18 protein-coding genes and 1 pseudogene are annotated in these 18,051 nt (G+C 63.3%); 9 read left to right on the forward strand and 10 right to left on the reverse strand.

The genetic code is table 11. The features are described 5' to 3' along the window. Window positions 1–36: 36 nt before the first annotated feature. The 3 genes from ACEWPM_RS02420 (at window position 37) to ACEWPM_RS02430 (ending at window position 2,719) form a co-directional block, all read left to right on the forward strand. Complete coding sequence (locus tag ACEWPM_RS02420) at window positions 37–498, forward strand: peroxiredoxin (protein WP_393960881.1); 462 nt, start codon at window positions 37–39, stop codon at window positions 496–498. Window positions 499–888: 390 nt separating this feature from the next. Then, window positions 889–2,208, forward strand: coding sequence for a DUF5930 domain-containing protein (locus ACEWPM_RS02425; RefSeq protein WP_393960882.1), 1,320 nt, complete (start codon window positions 889–891; stop codon window positions 2,206–2,208). Further along, window positions 2,198–2,719, forward strand: a complete 522-nt coding sequence (locus ACEWPM_RS02430; protein WP_393960883.1) for a bactofilin family protein — start codon at window positions 2,198–2,200, stop codon at window positions 2,717–2,719. The genes ACEWPM_RS02425 and ACEWPM_RS02430 overlap by 11 nt, the downstream gene beginning before the upstream one ends. A 158-nt stretch (window positions 2,720–2,877) precedes the next feature. On the opposite strand, the gene ACEWPM_RS02435 is transcribed toward ACEWPM_RS02430, so the two are convergent. Beyond that, window positions 2,878–3,174 carry a hypothetical protein gene (locus ACEWPM_RS02435; protein WP_393960884.1) on the reverse strand — a complete coding sequence of 99 codons (297 nt, stop codon included), beginning with the start codon at window positions 3,172–3,174 and terminating at the stop codon, window positions 2,878–2,880. 84 nt (window positions 3,175–3,258) lie between these two features. Continuing rightward, on the reverse strand, window positions 3,259–3,459 hold the full coding sequence (locus ACEWPM_RS02440) for a CTP synthetase (protein ID WP_393960885.1): 201 nt from the start codon (window positions 3,457–3,459) through the stop codon (window positions 3,259–3,261). Window positions 3,460–3,606: 147 nt separating this feature from the next. On the opposite strand from ACEWPM_RS02440, the gene ACEWPM_RS02445 reads away from it, so the two are divergent. Together ACEWPM_RS02445 and ACEWPM_RS02450 are read left to right on the forward strand one after the other, a co-directional pair. Next, entirely contained in the window at window positions 3,607–3,726 is a 120-nt protein-coding gene (locus tag ACEWPM_RS02445; protein ID WP_393960887.1) for an entericidin A/B family lipoprotein, read from the forward strand. A gap of 120 nt (window positions 3,727–3,846) precedes the next feature. Next, complete coding sequence (locus tag ACEWPM_RS02450; RefSeq protein ID WP_393960888.1) at window positions 3,847–4,302, forward strand: hypothetical protein; 456 nt, start codon at window positions 3,847–3,849, stop codon at window positions 4,300–4,302. Between the two features lie 5 nt (window positions 4,303–4,307). Here ACEWPM_RS02450 and lepA read toward each other — a convergent pair whose 3' ends face one another. Next, window positions 4,308–6,107, reverse strand: a complete 1,800-nt coding sequence (lepA, locus tag ACEWPM_RS02455) for a translation elongation factor 4 (RefSeq protein ID WP_393960889.1) — start codon at window positions 6,105–6,107, stop codon at window positions 4,308–4,310. Window positions 6,108–6,302: 195 nt separating this feature from the next. Between lepA and ACEWPM_RS02460 the strand changes: the two genes are divergently transcribed. Then, a complete protein-coding gene (locus ACEWPM_RS02460) occupies window positions 6,303–6,662 on the forward strand; it encodes a hypothetical protein (RefSeq protein ID WP_393960890.1) in 360 nt (119 codons plus the stop codon). Window positions 6,663–6,686: 24 nt separating this feature from the next. On the opposite strand, the gene ACEWPM_RS02465 is transcribed toward ACEWPM_RS02460, so the two are convergent. The 6 genes from ACEWPM_RS02465 to ACEWPM_RS02490 form a co-directional block, all read right to left on the reverse strand. Then, entirely contained in the window at window positions 6,687–7,664 is a 978-nt protein-coding gene (locus ACEWPM_RS02465) for an ABC transporter ATP-binding protein (protein WP_393960891.1), read from the reverse strand. After that, a complete protein-coding gene (locus tag ACEWPM_RS02470; protein WP_393960892.1) occupies window positions 7,661–8,647 on the reverse strand; it encodes an ABC transporter ATP-binding protein in 987 nt (328 codons plus the stop codon). Before ACEWPM_RS02470 ends, ACEWPM_RS02465 begins: the two co-directional genes overlap by 4 nt. After that, on the reverse strand, window positions 8,644–9,516 hold the full coding sequence (locus ACEWPM_RS02475) for an ABC transporter permease (RefSeq protein WP_393960893.1): 873 nt from the start codon (window positions 9,514–9,516) through the stop codon (window positions 8,644–8,646). The genes ACEWPM_RS02470 and ACEWPM_RS02475 overlap by 4 nt, the downstream gene beginning before the upstream one ends. Window position 9,517: 1 nt before the next feature. Next, entirely contained in the window at window positions 9,518–10,456 is a 939-nt protein-coding gene (locus ACEWPM_RS02480) for an ABC transporter permease (RefSeq protein ID WP_393960894.1), read from the reverse strand. Between the two features lie 115 nt (window positions 10,457–10,571). After that, on the reverse strand, window positions 10,572–12,164 hold the full coding sequence (locus ACEWPM_RS02485; protein WP_393960895.1) for an ABC transporter substrate-binding protein: 1,593 nt from the start codon (window positions 12,162–12,164) through the stop codon (window positions 10,572–10,574). 71 nt (window positions 12,165–12,235) lie between these two features. After that, window positions 12,236–14,245, reverse strand: a complete 2,010-nt coding sequence (locus tag ACEWPM_RS02490; RefSeq protein ID WP_393960896.1) for a CocE/NonD family hydrolase — start codon at window positions 14,243–14,245, stop codon at window positions 12,236–12,238. A 120-nt stretch (window positions 14,246–14,365) separates the two neighbouring features. On the opposite strand from ACEWPM_RS02490, the gene ACEWPM_RS02495 reads away from it, so the two are divergent. The 3 genes and pseudogenes from ACEWPM_RS02495 (at window position 14,366) to ACEWPM_RS02505 (ending at window position 17,169) form a co-directional block, all read left to right on the forward strand. Then, window positions 14,366–15,175 carry a helix-turn-helix domain-containing protein gene (locus ACEWPM_RS02495; protein ID WP_393960897.1) on the forward strand — a complete coding sequence of 270 codons (810 nt, stop codon included), beginning with the start codon at window positions 14,366–14,368 and terminating at the stop codon, window positions 15,173–15,175. Window positions 15,176–15,248: 73 nt separating this feature from the next. Next, a pseudogene (locus ACEWPM_RS02500) lies at window positions 15,249–16,033 on the forward strand (pirin family protein). An 86-nt stretch (window positions 16,034–16,119) separates the two neighbouring features. Beyond that, window positions 16,120–17,169: a flavin monoamine oxidase family protein gene (locus ACEWPM_RS02505; RefSeq protein WP_393960898.1), complete on the forward strand. Its 1,050-nt coding sequence runs from the start codon at window positions 16,120–16,122 to the stop codon at window positions 17,167–17,169. On the opposite strand, the gene ACEWPM_RS02510 is transcribed toward ACEWPM_RS02505, so the two are convergent. Continuing rightward, on the reverse strand, window positions 17,166–18,038 hold the full coding sequence (locus ACEWPM_RS02510; protein WP_393960899.1) for a LysR family transcriptional regulator: 873 nt from the start codon (window positions 18,036–18,038) through the stop codon (window positions 17,166–17,168). The genes ACEWPM_RS02505 and ACEWPM_RS02510 overlap by 4 nt on opposite strands. Window positions 18,039–18,051 lie beyond the last annotated feature (13 nt).

Genomic DNA, 18,051 nt, shown 5'->3' on the forward strand with positions numbered 1-18,051 from the left:
ATATATCACGAACATAACTGGACCCAAGGATCACAGATGCCCGATATTTCAGACATGGCGCCCGATTTCACGCTTCCTTTGGGTGGCGGCGGCGAAATTCAGCTTACGGATCTTTCAGGATCTCCCGTTGTCCTCTTTTTCTACCCGCGCGACGACACGCCCGGCTGCACCAACGAGGCACGCGATTTCTCGGCGCTCTTGCCGGAATTCGAGGCGTCGGGCGCACGGGTGATCGGCATTTCCAAGGATACCGTGGCCAAGCACGAAAAATTCGCAACCAAGCATGACCTGGCTGTGCCACTGGCTTCGGATGCCGAGGGCTCGGTCTGCGAGGATTATGGCGTCTGGAAGGAAAAGCAGATGTACGGCAAGACCTTTCTGGGCATCGAGCGCAGCACATTTCTGATTGGCGCGGACGGCCGCATCGCGCGCATCTGGCCAAAGGTGAAAGTGCCCGGCCATGCGGACGAGGTGCTGGACGCAGTACGCGCGCTCTGATCCGCGCGGCACCTGCATGCAAGACAGATGAACTCAAGACAGAGGGCCTGCAGGCAACTCTGCCCGCCCATGTTTTTTCTTGGTGAAAATACCCTTCCCCCTTTGCCGGAGGAGCTGCCGACCCGCCCCGTGTCGCTGCCCGTCCCGTACAGGGGTGCGCTGCGCTCTGTTGCGTTGAAGCGCCTTCCAAACCTGCAAATCCTCGCTCAAGCCGTTGCGGATCGGCAATATTCTGCCATTTATCGCCCCCTCGCCCCCGTTTGCCCGCGATTGGCTGTAAAAGAGTTGCCCATCTGCCGTGTGCTGTCTAAGCAAATGCCCAAGGTGCTGCGCAGCCTTCAACGACGCGCGCCAGCGACGGGACGTAACGGAACAATCGGGGACGGACATTTGCGTACACGTATCGCAATCGCAACTCATGCATTTCTAGAGCGCCACTTTCCGGAACGCCGGATCTTCTTGCGCTCGGACACCGACACGCGCTTCCTGCGGCTGCGGCCTGCGACACAGCTGATCGCCTTCACCGGTGTCTCGCTGATCGTCGGCTGGGCCATCATCGCCACCGCCATCCTGCTGATGGACAGCATCGGATCGGGCAATTTCCGCGAGCAGGCCAAGCGTGATCAGCGCACCTACGAGCGCCGCCTCAACGATCTGAGCGCCGAGCGCGACAAGCGCGCCGCCGAGGCCCGCGATGCGCAGGAACGGTTCAACTCTGCGCTCGAGCAGATTTCGGTGATGCAATCCGAACTTCTGGCCTCCGAAACGCGCCGCCGCGAGATGGAGACCGGCATCGGCGTCATCCAGGCCACCCTGCGCCGCACCATGCAGGAGCGGGACACCGCGCGCAACAAGACCGAGACGCTGACCGCGCAGCTTGAGACTTCCGGCGCCGACAGCCCGCTGGCGCAGGATAGCGAGACGGGCTCCAGCCCCGTCGATTTTCTGACGGCCGCGCTGGCCGATACAGCCGCCGAGCGGGACCAGATCACCGCCGACGCGCAGGACGCCCTTCTGCAGGCCGACGAGATGCAGGCCCAGATCCGTCTCATGCAGGATCAGAACGATCAGATCTTCCGCCAGCTCGAAGATGCCATGACCATCTCGGTCGAGCCGCTGGACAAGATGTTCCGCGCCGCAGGAATGAACACCGATACGATGCTCGATACCGTGCGCAAAGGTTATTCCGGTCAGGGCGGCCCGCTCATGCCACTCAGCTTTTCGACCCGCAGCGAAGAGCCCTCGCCCGACGCCGCGCGCGCCAATGGCATCCTCAATCAGATGGATCGCCTGAACCTCTACCGAATCGCCGCCGAGAAGGCACCCTTCGCCCTGCCCCTGAAAAGTGCGTTCCGCTACACCTCGGGTTTCGGCAAGCGGTGGGGCCGGATGCATGCGGGCACTGATATGGCCGGCCCCACCGGCACCCCCATCTATGCAACCGCCGACGGCGTCGTAACCCATGCAGGCTGGCTTTCGGGCTATGGACGGCTAGTCAAGATCAAGCACGACTTCGGCATCGAGACGCGCTATGCGCACCAATCCAAAATCCGCGTAACGAAGGGACAAAGAGTCTCGCGTGGGGACCATATCGGTGATATGGGAAACTCTGGACGGTCGACCGGCACCCATCTACACTATGAGGTTCGCGTCAACGGCAACGCCGTCAACCCAATGACATATATCAAGGCTGCGAGAGATGTTTTCTAAAAGCAAAATCAACGACCCGAGCCCGCAAAAGGCCGATGCGCCCAAGCCGGCAGGCCATGACAAGCCGCAGGACGCTCCGAAGCCCGCAGCGCCCCAAGGCGATTACAAGGCCTCGGCCCCCAAGGCCAAGCCGCCCGCCTCGGTCTTGTCGGCGGACCTTCATGTCACCGGCAACATGAAGACGACCGGCGACATCCAGGTCGAAGGCACTGTCGAGGGCGACATCCGCGCGCATCTTTTGACCATCGGCGAGACCGCGACGATCAAGGGCGAAGTCATTGCCGATGACGTTGTGATCAACGGCCGTATCGTGGGCCGCGTGCGTGGCCTCAAGGTCCGTCTGACGTCGACTGCCCGCGTCGAAGGCGACATCATTCACAAGACGATCGCCATCGAATCCGGCGCCCATTTCGAGGGTTCGGTTCAGCGTCAGGACGATCCGCTCAATCCGAAGGCCAAAATCGCCGAGCCTGGCGCACCCAAGCCCGCCGAGGCAAAACAGCAAGGCTGATCTGTCATCGTGCCGACGGCGCCCTACGGGAACCCGCCGCCCCCGCGCCATTCGGTTCGGGGGCGGTTTGCGTTCAAGGATTAGCGCCGTCCCGGAATAATGAAAAAAGGCGCGCCCATTGGCGCGCCCTGTCCATCTATCCCGGCAACAGCTATCCTTCAGAAGCAGCCCTTTTCGCCCTCACGGCAGTTAGGGCTTGCACTGTATCGGGCTGGCGTGTGACGCGCTCGCGTGACGGGATGCGCTTTCACTTGCTGATAGGTCTGGTGTTGGTTCGGCACGCCGCAGCAGATCACGCCCGAGAGTGTGATCGGCTGCAAACCCGCCGGGCAGTAATTCTCTTTCGAGTGGTAGGGATAAATCTTGGCTTCGACCGCCAAGGCCGGCGCCACCGCGCCGATCGTCAATGCAATCCCAACCGCAAAGCCAAGTCCGAAATTGGTCAGGTTGCGCATTTTGTCCCTCATGTGTTGCATGCCGCGATTTTGTGATGCGGCGCTTAAAATATGGAGGTCATGGTATAGAAGGACGCGGACCTGTCAAATTTTTTGGCCTTTACGCAAATGCGTGATCTGCCGCGCAACATACCATGTGACGGGAAGGCTGATGACAAAGCCGATCACGGCGGCAACGACCACGCCCTGCATGTCATCATAGCCTGCGACCAGCGCGACAATGATGGCGATCCCTGCCAGGCTGGTGCCGATGATAATATTCAGAAAACTGGCGAGCATCCACATGACAAGGCTCCTTCATGGACGGTGTTCAGATGGGCGCACCCTAGCGCGCAGGACAGGATGCCGCTTTGATCCATGTCATGTTCTCGGCCCGGAACCCTCGGCTGTGCAGTCGCGTTGTCGCCTTGATACCGCAGAAGGAGAAATGACATGCCGAAATTCGTACTCGCACTGATCGCCGTTGCCGGCCTCGCCGCGTGCAACACTGTCGAAGGCTTTGGCCAAGACGTTGAAAATACCGGTGAAGCGATCGAAGCCGAAGCGGATTGATCACTGCAGCGTGGATCGATCAAAGGGGCAGTCGCTTGGGCTGCCCTTTTTTTGTGCGCGGTGCCCGGATGTTCGATGCGGCTCAACAATACCTTAAGACATGGGCGGCAGATTGGCCGCATGAGTTATACAACCCTCGATTCGACCTACAGCTATTGCCTGAACGCCCCGCTTCCCTACGGGATGACTGGAATGGAGGTCGCTCAGGCGACATTGCGCTCGGTCATCACGGCCATGACCGGGGATGGGGCGCCTCGGATTGATGCGATGGTCTGTATCGGAAACCGCATTCATGCGGTTGTCACCACCAGCACCCCTTGGGCGACGCGACCCTGGCCGCGCACGATCCTGCGGTGTTGGACCAGTAGCGCCAACCGGCGAGATTCGGATTGCACGCTCAATGGGATCTTGCCGGACCACGTAAGCGCGCGCCCATTGCGCGGAGCATCCGGCATCAGGAAGCAGATTGACCTCTGCCACTTCACTCCGGTTTCGCACGGATTGGTGCACCACCCCGAAGATTGGCCGATGTCGACGATTCGCGCGCGGCCAGCGTCCCAGATGCTGGTCGCCTGACGGCGTCAGTTATCCATCTTGAGCGCCGAGATGAACGCCTCTTGCGGGATGTCCACCTTGCCGAACTGGCGCATCTTCTTCTTGCCGGCCTTCTGCTTTTCCAGCAGCTTCTTCTTTCGGCTGGCATCGCCACCATAGCATTTGGCCGTCACGTCCTTGCGCATGGCAGACAGCGTCTCGCGCGCGATGACCTTGCCGCCGATGGCCGCCTGGATCGGGATCTTGAACATGTGGCGCGGAATCAGGTCCTTCAGCTTTTCGACCATCGCGCGCCCGCGCATCTCGGCGCGATCGCGGTGGACCATCATGCTCAGCGCATCGACAGGCTCGTCGTTCACGAGGATCGACATCTTGACCAGGTTATCCGTACGGTAGCCGGTCATCTGGTAGTCGAAGCTGGCATAGCCCTTGGTCACGGATTTCAACCGATCGTAGAAGTCGAAGACAACCTCGTTCAGCGGCAAATCATAGACCACCATCGCGCGTGCGCCGGCATAGGTCAGATCCTCCTGAATGCCGCGCCGGTCCTGGCAGAGCTTCAGCACATCGCCCAGATACTCGTCCGGCACGAGGATGGTCGCCTTGATGCGCGGCTCCTCGACATGATCGACGGTGCTCAGATCCGGCATGTCCGCCGGGTTGTGCAGCGGCAAAAGCGTGCCGTCCTTCATATAGACATTGTAGATGACCGACGGCGCGGTCGTGATCAGCTCGATGTTGTACTCGCGTTCAACCCGGTCGCGAATGACCTCAAGATGCAAAAGCCCCAGGAACCCGCAGCGAAAGCCGAAGCCGAGCGCCGCGGAGGTTTCCATCTCGTAGCTGAAGGAGGCATCGTTCAGCGCCAGCTTCTCGATGGCGTCGCGCAGATCTTCGAATTCGGCGGAATCGACCGGAAAGAGGCCGCAGAAGACCACCGGCACCGACGGCTTGAAGCCCGGCAGCGGCGTGGCGCAAGGCGCCTTGTCATGGGTGATCGTATCGCCGACCTTGGTATCGCGCACCTGCTTGATCGACGCGGTGATAAAGCCGATCTCGCCCGGCTCCAGCTTGTCCACCACGGTCATCGCGGGGCGAAAGACGCCGATACGCTCGACTTGGTGGACACTGCCGTTTTGCATCATGCGCACCCGGTCGCCCTTTTTCAGGACGCCATCCATGATGCGCACCAGCACGACAACGCCCAGGTAGAGGTCATACCAGCTATCGACCAGCATCGCCTTGAGCGGTGCGTTGACGTCCCCGGTCGGCGGCGGCAGATGCTCGATGATCGCCTCCAGCGTCTCGATGATGCCCTCCCCGGTCTTGGCACTGACCCGGATCGCGCCCGAGGCGTCGATGCCGATCACGTCCTCGATCTGCTCGGCCACACGCTCGCAATCGGTGGCGGGCAGGTCGATCTTGTTGAGGACCGGCACGATCTCGTGATTGGCGTCGATGGCGTGATAGACATTGGCCAGCGTCTGCGCCTCGACACCTTGCGTCGAGTCTACCACCAGAAGCGATCCTTCGACCGCGCGCATCGAGCGGCTGACCTCATAGGCGAAATCGACATGGCCGGGCGTGTCGATCAGGTTGAGGATATATTCCTCGCCGTTCTGGGCGGTATAGTTGATCCGGACGGTCTGCGCCTTGATGGTGATACCGCGCTCGCGCTCGATATCCATGCTGTCCAGCATCTGTTCCTTCATGTCCCGTTCCGCGACCGTATTGGTCTGCTGAATCAGGCGATCGGCCAGCGTGGATTTACCGTGGTCGATATGCGCCACGATGGAAAAATTGCGGATATGTGCAAGGTCTGTCATGCAACGGGATATGTATGGGATTGCATGTCTGGTCAAGGTGGATCGGCGGCGCGCGTGCCGCCTAAAGGCGCGCCTGTGCACATGATGAGGTCTGGCGTATCTTGCGAATTGAAAACCGGGCGCGGATCGGGCAAACAGGCGCGGGCAGGCCCGCCCTGAGACGGGCAGAAAAACAGCATGAATTGAGGCACGCAGATGAGAAATACCGTGATTGTCGGACTGATGCTGAGCCTTGCAGCCTGTGGCGGCGTGAACCGTTTTGAACAGGCTGGCAACGCACGCGCACCCGCCCCCATCTATGCCCCGACTGCAAGCGGCCCGATCCGGTCGGCCTGCCTTGCCTCGGATCGCAAGGCGCGCTCGAACCAGCTTTGCGGCTGCATTCAGGCGGTGGCGGACCAGAGCCTGAGCCGCTCGGACCAGCTGCGCGCAGTGAAATTCTATGGCGACCCGCAGGCGGCGCAGGATATTCGCCAGTCCGATCGCGCCAGCGACGAGCGGTTCTGGGATGCTTATTCCGAATACGGCAAGCGCGCGACGCGCATCTGTAGCTGACCGCAGGATGCGGGACGCAGACCCCTAGCGTCCTTCGACCGGGAAATGACAGGTATAGCTGTGATTGCCGTCCACCCGCGTGCGGCCGGGCGCTTCGCTGTGGCAAAGGTCCTGCGCCTTGGGGCACCTACCATGAAATTCGCATCCCGTGGGCCGCTGCCTTGGACTGGGCATTTCGCCGGTCAGGGTGATGCGCGCATGGGCGGCATCGGGATCAGGCTCGGGATTGGCGGAGAGTAGCGCCTCGGTATAGGGGTGGCGCGGCGCGCCGAATATCTCGCCGGTCGGTCCCTGTTCGACAAAGCGGCCCAGATACATGATCGCCATGCGGTCGGTGATATGGCGCACGACGTTCAGGTTATGGGTGATTACCAGGATCGCGATGCCCAGCCGCTCCTGCATCTCGGCCAAGAGGTTCAGCACCTCGGCCTGCACCGACATGTCGAGCCCGGCCGTCGGCTCATCCGCGATGACAAGGCGCGGGTCCAGCGCCAGCGCACGCGCCACGCCCACGCGCCGCGCCTGCCCGCCCGAAAGCTGATGCGGGAACCGCCCTGCGAAATGCGCGGGCAGCCCCACCATCTCCAGAAGGCGCGCGGCCTCGCGGCCCATGTCGGCGGATTTACCGTGGATCTTGAGTGGTTCTGTCACAAGGCTGCCCACCGTCAGCCGGGGCGAGAGGGAGCCGACAGGATCCTGCCACATCATCGCAATCTCGCGCCTGAGGCCTGCGTATTCTGCGGCGCCCGCGGCGGTGATGTCGCGCCCGTCAAAGCGCACGGTGCCTGAATGCGCCCGCTTGAGGCCCATGAGGCTGCGCGCGATGGTGGATTTGCCCGATCCGCTTTCGCCGACAAGGCCCAGTGTCTCGCCCTTGCCAAGGGTGAACGAGACACCGGCGACGGCGTCGAACTCGGCCTCCGCGCCGGTAAGGGCGGCGCGGACCCGGCCCATTGCGGGGTAACGGATGACAAGGTCCTCGACCTCCAGAAGCGCGCTCATGCCGGGCCCTCCCTGTCCAGAAGATGGCATTTCGCGCGGTGCTCTGCGCTGTCGGCGGTGTAGGGTCGGGGATGCTCGGACCGGCACCGGTCCCATGCATGTGTGCAACGCCCGGCAAAGATGCAGCCCGGCGGCACGTCCACCAGATCGGGCAGCGTGCCGGCAATCGTCGGCAGATGCCGCGTCGCCACCTTGATCCGGGCCGGATCGCACTCCAGAAGCGCCTGCGTATAGGGATGCGCGGCGCGGTGGAATACATCGCTGACGCTGCCCTGCTCTACCACCTCGCCTGCATACATGACGGTCACATCGTCGCAAAGCTCGGCGACGGTGCCAAGGTGGTGCGAGACGAAGACGATGGCGCAGCCGATCTCCTGCTGCAGCTCTTTCAGCAGCTCGATGATCTGCACCTCGAGCGTGGCATCCAGCGCCGTCGTCGGCTCATCGGCGATCAGCAGGTCAGGCTTGGTCAGAAGGGCCATCGCGATACAGACCCGCTGGCGCATCCCGCCCGAGAACTGGTGCGGATAGGCGCTCAGCTGCGCGGCCGCATCCGGGATGCCGACCCGGTCCAGCATATCGGCGGCGCGCTGACGCTTTTGCGATTTGGAGCCAGCGTCGCGGTATTGGATATCCAGCATCTGCCGACCGATGGTGATCACCGGGTTGAGCGCCGTCATCGGATCTTGAAAGATCATCGACACACGCTGCCCGCGAATGTCGCGCAGCTGCCTCTCGGACATCTCAGTGACGTCCTCGCCGTTCAACAGAATCTGCCCGCCGGTTACCTCGCCATTGGCCGAAAGGAGCCCTGCAAGGCTGAAAGCCAGCGTGGACTTGCCGCAGCCGCTTTCGCCCACGAGGCCCATGATACGGCCCTTGGGCACGGTCAGGTCGATGCCGCGCAGAGCCCGCAGGCGCCCGCGCGGCGTGCCGAACTCGATCGAGAGGTCGCGCACGTCCAGAAGGGTCGCTTCGCTCATGGATCACGCCTCAACTTGGGGTCAAAGATGTCGCGAAGCGCCTCGCCCAAAAAGGTAAAGCCCAGCGTGACGAGGATGATCGGCACCGATCCGGCGATCACCGGCCAGGGTGAATTGCGGATGAAGTTGTAGCCGTCGTTCAGGATCGTCCCCCAGCTGGGCGCAGGCGGGCGCACCCCCATCCCGAGAAAGCTGAGCCCCGCCTCCGTCGCGATGACCATGGGCACGTCCATCGAGGCCAGGATCAAGAGCGGGCCAAGGACGTTCGGCAGCACATGGAGGCTCAGGATGCGCAAGGTGCTGGCCCCCATCGCCTTCTCGGCAAGGATGAACTCGGCATTGCGAAGGGTCTGCGTCTGGGTGCGCACGATGCGCGCGTAGATGGGGATCGACGTGATCGCGACAACGAGGATCACCGTATAGAGCGACGGGCCGATCAGTGTGACGACCGCAAGGCCGAAGACGATCACCGGAAAGGACCGGATCGCGTCGAAAACCAGCAAGAGGATGTTGTCCAGCCATTTCGGCCCATATCCGGCGATGAGTCCAAGGGCCAGCCCCACGCTCATCGCCGCGCCCAGCGTGGCAATGGCGACGAGCATGGCGATGCGCCCGCCCGCGATCACGCGGCTCAGAAGATCGCGCCCCAGATGATCCGTCCCCAGCCAATGCGCCCATGAGGGCGGGCCCATGCGCGGACCGAGCATGATCTGATTAGGATCGTATGGCGCCAGCCAGGGCGCGAAGATGGCGGTGCCGACGACGATCAGCACAAGGATCAGCCCCATCAAACCCATCGGATTCTGCGCCAGCTGGCCCAGATAGATGCGCAGCGCCGAGGGCTGGGTGTAGGATGCGGTCTCGCTCATGTCACAGCCCTTCGCGCTGGCGCGGATCGAGCCACGCGATGATGAGATCCGAGATCAGCGTCGCCAGCACAATGATCGCCGTGGTAATCAGGACCGCGCCCAGAACGATGGGATAGTTCCGCTCGTTCACGGCCGACACGATCAGCGCGCCGATGCCGGGACGCGCAAAGATGACCTCGACAAAGACCGCCGCCGAGAAGAGATGCGCCACCCCTGCCCCGATCAGAGTGACCGCAGGCAGAACGGCGATGCGCAGCACATAGGCGCGGGTGATGCGCCGCTCGGTCAGTCCGAAGGCGCGGGCCATCCGCACATGGTTCTCGCCCATCACCTCCAACATCGAGGCGCGCACGATACGCGCGATGTAACCCACCCAGCTGACGCCGACGGCGAAGGCCGGCAGGATGAGGTGGATGATCTGATCGCCAAGCCCCTCGCCCGCGCCAATGGCCGGCAGCCAGCCCAACCAGACCGCGAAGATAAGCACGCCATAGAGCGCCATGACGAAGGACGGAATCGAGATCGTGCCAACGGACAGAACACCCGTGATGCGGTCGATCCAGGTATTGCGCCGGATCGACGAATAGGCCCCCAGCGGGATACCGATGGCCGCGGCCCAGAGGATCGACAAGCTGATCAGGGCCAGCGTGTAGGGCAACGCCTCCATCACAATGGTTGTGACCGAGCGCCCGGTAAACACGTCGACGCCCAGATCGCCGCGCATGAGATTTCCGAAAAACATCGTCATCTGGATGGCAAAAGGCCGGTCGAGGCCCATTGCAGCGCGCGTCTGCTCGATCAGCTCGGGCGTGGCGCGCGGCCCGAGGACCATCACCGCCGGATCGCCAGGTACGAGGTGCAGCATCACGTTGAGCAGCGTCACCGCGATCGCGATGATCAATGCCGAGAGCAGAACCCTCTGGAATGCGTAAAACGCCATGAAATTCGCGGCCTCTCTTCTGCACCGCGCGGGGGCGCGGCAAGGGGGTCATCGCCATCGCGCAATCCGGCCCCTGTCATGCCGTCAGGGGCCGTATTACGAAGTCAGTCGCGGCTCAGGCGGGCTTGAAGCCCAGATAGAGCGGACGCGCATCGGGGCGCAGTGCAGGCTCCACGTCGTCGCGGAACATCACCGGGCTGCCCTCATGGGTGAGGAAGCGATAGGCGCCGCTTTCTTCCATCATGTCCTGCATCTGGCGATACATTTCAGCGCGCTTTGCCGTGTCCTGCTCGCTCAGTGCGGCCTCGTGCAGCTTGTCGAATTCCGGGTTCGAGAAGCGCTCCCAGTTCCAGATGCCGACCTGCTCGGTCGTGAACCAGGATGTCGCGTAGAACGGGTCGGGCATCATCGAGAAACGGTTGATGACCAGCTGCATGTCCTTCCAGCGGTCGCCCTCGCTCTCCATCCCCAGCGTCCAGAACGAACCCGAATCCTGCACGTTTACCTGCACCTGGATGCCGATCTGGCCCAGCTGCGCCTGGATGACCTCGGCGATGGTTTTCCATGTCGTCGCATTGAGCGTGTCGATGGTGATGGGCTGTGACGGGGCGCCGCCCGCCTTTTCCAGATACTCGCGCGCCTTGTCGAGATTTCCCTCGGGCGGCACGATGGACTGCTCGCGGTGGCCTGTTAGCCCCGGTGCAATGAGGCCGGTCGAGGGCGCGGCCTCGCCGAAATAGGCGGCGTCCATGATCTGCGGCACGTTGATCGCATATTGGATCGCCTTGCGCAGGTTCTCGTCCTTCAGAACGTCGTTCTCGAGGTTCATGCCGACCCAGACATAGTAGAGCGACGGATATTCCTCGATCGTGGTGTCCTTGGGCGGGTTGGCCTTGTAGTTCGCCAGCGAGGACAGCGTGAGTGCGGTATAGTCCAGATCGCCCGCCTCATAGGCGCGTTCGGCCACCTTCTCGTCGTCCATCGGGATGATGCGGATCTCATCATAGCCGGGCTTCAGATCGCCCGAGTAGTCGGGGTTACGCACCATCTTGACGTATTGGTTCGGCTTCCATTCCTCGAGAATGTAGGGGCCAGAGAAGGCAGGCGGCTCCATGCCGAAATCGCTGCCATCGCCAGTGGCCTCGATGACGGCCTTTTTCGACACGATATGACCGACGCCGTAAGGGATGGTGATGGTCCAAAGCGGCTGGAACGGCTTTTCCAGCACGATGGTGCCAGCGTATTTGTCGTCCGCGTCCAGCTCGACCGATTGCAGCGGGCCCCAGTCGCCCTTCACGGGGCTATCATGCTCCAGCACACGCTCGAACGAGAATTTGACATCCTCGGCCGTCATCTCGCCATAGCCGCCCGAGAACATGATGCCGGGTTTCAGCTTGAAGCGGATATGCGTGTCGTCGATCTGCTCCAGCTCCTCGGCGGCCTCCAGCTCGATCTCCCATTCGCGGCCGGGCTTGTAGCGGGCCAGCTTGGAATAGATGCAGTTCATGACATCGACGTTATAGCCGTTCTGGTAGAAACCGGGGTCCAGCTTGTCGATATCGGCATAGGAAAACGCGCGCAGCACGCTGCCCGACTGCGCATAAAGCGCATTCGCCAGCGGCATGGTGCCCGCGGCAAGGCCCGCCGCGGCAGCGCCCTGCAAGAAGCCGCGCCGGCCCAACGTGATCGTGTGGATTGTCTTGGACATTTCAGTATCCTCCTTGGGGTTCTGCGGTACGCCTCACCGTGCGCCCGTCATTCATTTGCGGTAAGCGCGGTCTAGACGTGGTCGCGCGCAATGCTCTCGTTCCATTCCTCTTCATGGGCGAGCGTCTCGCCCTCCCATGCGCGCAGCGTGGCGCGGATCAGCCAGTGGGTGCGCGTCGTGGTCACGCGGGTTTCGGTCTCGGACCGGGTGACCCACTCGCCGCGCCGCGCGCCGTGCTCCCAGATGATATGCGCGGTCGGGGCGTGATCGTCCGCACTGGCAAGCTCGTAAGTCTCGACGCATTTCGTGCTGACGGTCAGGTCATTATCCACGATACGGTACGTCCCGTCATCATCTGTGACCGTGACTCGCGCGCCGCCGCCCTCCAGATGCTCGACCTTCCAGTCAAAACCGCCCTTGTCCAGCGTCTCGGTCCGGAGGGGGGGCGCCGCGACCGGCGTGCCCAGATCGCGCAGCTCGCCGTCAGGGCCGCTCCGCTCGGGCAGGGTCAGCATGCAATTCGCCAGATCGAGCGTCAGCACGGCGGGTTCAGGCGTGGGCCATGCCATGGGGAAATAGGTATTGGACAGCGCAAGGCGCAGCTTGTGGCCCTTGCGCAGCGTCTGAGCCACATGTTTTAGGGGCACATGCGCGGTGTGGGTCTGGCCCGGCACCAAATCCTCGGGGTGCTCGTGGCTATCGCGGTGCGTGAGGTTCAGCATGCCGTAACTGATGCGTGTAGCGCTGCCATCCGGCGCCACGTCCACCAGCCGCGCGGCGATCAGCGCCACGGGCTTGTCGCAGGTGAAACTGATGTCGAGCGTGGCGTCGCCAGCAATCTCGAAATTCTGCTCCAGCGGCGCGGTCTCGAAGGTGACACTCGCCTCGTCATCCGGCCCCTGATCCACTGGCTGATCGCCGTGATTGGCGTAGGAGCACCACTTGCCCGCCTGCAGGCCCACCGTCGCAGGCGTCGAGATATGCGCCGTGCCCTGCACCGCGCCGCCGCGCGCCAGCGTGCCATCCTCGGCCAGCGACCACGCGACGCGGCTGACATTGGGCGAGGGCCAGCACGGCTCGCTGACCCAGCGGCCCTCGCGCGCCTCGTAGCTGCCTTGGGGCGCGGCATGATCCTGCATGAAAAGCCTCACCTGAGGCTCATCCATGATCCCGGTCTCAACGCCCTTCAGCCATTGATCCCACCAGCGCAATTCCTCCCCCAGCCAGTCGATGGCCGGACCCGGCGCGCCGATATGGGGATATTTATGCGCCCAGGGGCCGACCAGCGCCTTTTTCGGGCAGGTAAGATTCTCCATCAGGCGGAACACCGTGCGCGGATAGCCATCGGCCCAGCCCGAGGCGGCATAGACGGGCACCTGAACGGCGGAATAATCCTCACAGATCGAGCCGTGTTTCCAGAACGCATCGCGCGTCTGATGCTCCAGCCAGTTTTTCAGCCAAAGGCCGCTGCCGCGCAAACGGTCGATCCACATCTCGCGCCAGCGCTCGCCGACATGGCGCGGATCGGGGGCGACGGTGTTGTAGCAGAACATCGTCGCGGCCCAGCTGATCTGCTCGCAGAGCATCGTGCCGCCCATGTAATGGATGTCATCCGCATAACGATCATCGGTCGAGCAGAGCGTGACCACCGCCTTCAGCGCCGGGGGCTGCAGCGCCGCGATCTGAAGCCCGTTGAAGCCGCCCCATGAAATGCCGACGATCCCGACACCGCCGTCGCACCACGCCTGATCGGCCATCCAGGCAATGATGTCGCAGCCGTCCTGCAGTTCGGACGCGGTGTATTCATCCTTCATCACCCCTTCTGATTCGCCGCAGCCGCGGATATCGACCCGCACATAGGCATAGCCATGCCCCGCAATGTAGGGCGCGCGCGCGATGTCACGCGCGAGCGTGCCGTCATTCTTGCGATAGGGCAGATATTCGAGGATCGCGGGCACCGGCGCGCCCTCTGCCCCCTCGGGCATCCAGATGCGCGCGGCCAGCCTCGTGCCGTCCGGCATCGTGATTTCAGTATGCTCTATCTCGCGCACCGGGTGGGGAAATTCAGTGACTGTCTGCATGGGGCCGACCGTTTTCTGGAGGTGTGATTTGGCACCAAGTAAACGCCTCCGGCGCCTCTGCCGCAATTTCGCAAACGCGCGGCACTTGACACTCTTTGTGCGTCACTATGCGATAGGGGTATGACCAATGATCCTTTCGCCAGCAACCTCGCGTATGCCTGCAGCCTGCTGCCCTCGATTGCCGAGGTTTGCAGGCGGCTGGGCATCAACCGGCAGCAATTCAACAAGTATCTGGCCGGCACCGTGCGCCCGTCGCGGCATAACATGCAGCGGATCTGCGACTTCTTCGGTGTAACCGAATCGGAATTGCTGATGGACCCGCCCCGTTTCGCCAGCCTGATCTCGCTGCGCAAACCCACGCCGCGCGGCCCCACCGCACCGCATTACTACGATGCGCTGGAGCGGCTGCATCGCCTGTCGGGCGAAATGGCCCGCTATACCGGCTGGTATTTCCGCTATTTCTACACCTTCGGCTATCCCGGCAGGATCACCCGCTCGCTTGCCGTCATATCGGAAAAGGACGGGCGTTATCTGTGGAAGAATATCGAGACCGGGATGGACCCTGACCGCGAACATGAAAGGTTCATCGGCAAATACGAAGGGCTTGCCTTCCATCTTGGCCATCGGATCCACATCATCGAGCATGATGTGCTGGCGGCCAGTTCGATCACCCAGCTGATGCTCTACCCGTCCTACACGCCGCGTCCCGGCCATCTGCGCGGCGTCCAGACCGGCGGCTCGATGCGCCGGGGGCGCAAGCCCGCGGCCTCTGCGGTGATGCTGGAATATCTTGGCGACTCGATAGACCACCGCCGCGCCCTGTCGCGATGCGGCCTTTTCGCGCCCGAGGAGATCGACGACTGGATCAAGCGCCAGATCGAGAACCGCATCACGCCCGAGGAATGGGTATTCGAGATCGACGAGATCTGAGACAGCGCGCCGTTTCGCCTGTTCGAACGGCGCGAAACGACCCAAGATGGCGCCAATCACAGGAGCACCGATCATGAGCGGGAACCCCGCGCTTGAACCGCATTGCCCAGAGGCAGGCGCGCTTGACGCAACAGAAACGGTCATCATTCCCCGCGCACGCGATATCGGAGAATTCGTGGTGCGCCGCGCCCTGCTCTCCCCGACGCGCAAGATGGTCGGGCCGTTCGTGTTCTTCGGCCAGATGATCCATCATGGCGCGGTCAACTGGATGATCGCCGGAAACGGCGTCACGCATTCCGAGAGCGCCAGCGCCGCGAAGCGCCGTGGTCCCAGCAGCCTTTTCGGCGTTCAGACATGGGTCGCCCTGCCCGAAGAGCACGAGAGCATCATGGCGACGAGGCCCTGCCCATGCCCGAAGGCGAAGGCAAGACAGTGCGCCTGATCCTTGGCACCGCATGGGGCGCCCGGGCGCCTGCGGAGACGTTTTCGCAGATGTTTTCCGCTAATGCCCTGCTAGCGCCCGGCGCGATGCTGCCCCTGCCGGACGATCACGAGGATCGCGGACTTTATGTGACCTCGGGCAGCAGCATCATCGCGGGTAAAATATTCGAGGCGGGGCGCATGATGATCTTTCGCCCCGGCGACGCCATCACCGTCCGGGCGGGCGATCAGGGCGCAATCCTCCTGGTGCTGGGCGGCGAGACGCTGAATGGCCCGCGCCATATCTGGTGGAATTTCGTCGCCTCCTCGCGCGAGCGGATCGAGGCTGCCAGGATGGCCTGGGCGACGGGCGACTGGGCGCATGGCCGCTTTCAACTGCCGCCGGGCGACGGGGATGAGTTCATCTCGCTGCCCTGAGCCTTTCTGAATGGGTTCGGGATCTTGCCGCGCCGTGCAAGGCGTGCCAAGTCAACCACACCATGACCCGCGCAAAGGCCAATGACATGCAAACAGACGTGGCGATCATCGGCGGCGGCCTCTCGGGGCTGGCGCTGGCACGAGAGCTGCATCGCGCCGGCGTCGATTTTCAGCTCTTCGAGGCGCGTGACCGCTTTGGCGGGCGCATTGACGCGCTGAGGCTGCCCGGCGGAGCCATCGACTTGGGGCCGTCATGGCTCTGGCCCGGCCAGCCCCGCATGGCCGCGCTGCTGAACGATCTGGGTCTGCGCAGCTTTGCCCAGCACTCCCAGGGGCTGTCCCTGGTCGAGGACCCGGCGGGCCGGGTTCACAAGGGGCCGGGCTATGCCTCGATGGCGGGCGCGCTGCGGATCGAGGGCGGCGCGGCGCGCCTGATCGACACGTTGGCCCACACCCTGCCGCAGGAGCGGCTTCACCTCTCGACGCGCGTGCAGGCGCTCTCCGAGGCGGGCCGGGTCACGCTGGCCGATGGCCGGGTCTGCCGTGCCAATACGATCGTGCTGGCCCTGCCACCCCGCATCGCCGCACGGCTTGTCACGTCGCCCGCCCTGCCCGACGCGGCGTTGCGCGCCCTCGCCGCGATCCCCACATGGATGGCCGGCCATGCCAAGTTCGTCGCCGCCTATGACGCGCCCTACTGGCGCGACGCGGCCCTTTCGGGCGACGCGGTCAGCGCCATCGGACCGCTGGCCGAAATCCACGACGCGTCAGGCCCAAATGGTGCGCCCGCCGCGCTCTTTGGCTTTGTCGGTGTGCCGGCAGATCAGCGCAGGGATCATGCCGAAGCCTTCAAAGTTGCCGCAATCGACCAACTAGCGCGCCTGTTTGGCCCGGCCGCACGCACACCCACCGCCACGGCGTTGATGGACTGGGCCACCGTCCCCGAGACGGCGACCGAAGCCGACCGACATCCTCCGCGCATGCATCCGGCTTATGGCCTGCCCGGTGCAGTGAGGGACCTCTGGGATGGCAGGCTGCTCTTTGCCGGGGCCGAAATGGCGGATGACATGGGCGGCCTGATGGAAGGCGCGTTGGCCTCCGCCGCTGCTGTCGCGGCCCGGATCGGCGCGGCCTAACGCGCTGCCAGAAGCGGCGCCAATAGCGGGTTGGGAAATTGCCGCCGGACCGTCACCGCGTGGAACTTCTCGGACAGGCCGATATCATGCGCCGCCTCGCGCAAGAGCCCCGAGGCCAGTTCGTTCTTGACCACGATGGGCGGCAGCACGGCCAGGCCGATATCCTCGCGCGCCAGAAGGCGCATCATCGCCATGTCATCGACTTCAGCGGCCAGCACCGGCTCGACCCCAAGCCGCGCGCAAAGCGTATCAAAACCTGCGCGCAGCGGACTTTCAGCCGTGGGCACAATCACCGGATGCGCTGCCAGCAGCGTGCTGAGATCGCCGGTGTCGCCCACTCGCGCGGGTGTGCCGACCACGCTCACCGGCTGTTCGGACAGGGTATGCGCGACAAAGCGGCTCATCACGTCGGGCGCGGGCACACGGCTGGTCAGGACGATATCAAGGCTGAGCGTTTCGAGGCCCTGCAAAAGCTCGGCCAGAGTGCCAGAGCGTAGCACCAACTCGATTTCGGGCTGGCCCAGCAGAGGCTTCAGGAACTCGATCTGGAAATTGCGCGAGAGTGTGGCCAGCGCGCCGACGCGCAGCACCTGCCGGGGCGTGCCTGTCTGCGACAGCGTTGCCAGCAGATCCTGCCCTGCGCCGAAGATCGTGTCAGCATGGTCCAGCGCAATTCGTCCTGCCTCGGTCAGATGCAGTTGTCGACCCCGCCGCTCGAACAGGGCGTGGCCCAGCCGCTCCTCCAGCTTGCGGATCTGCACTGACACCGCCGATTGCGACAGGTTCAGTCTCTGAGCCGTGCGCGTCAGGTTGCCGTCATGGGCGACCTGCCAGAAATAGCGCAGATGGTTATAGTTTATATCTCGCATGTCGTTCGCATTA

It is taken from the genome of Roseovarius maritimus (genome assembly GCF_043355895.2).
Classification (GTDB): Bacteria; Pseudomonadota; Alphaproteobacteria; order Rhodobacterales; family Rhodobacteraceae; genus Roseovarius; species Roseovarius maritimus.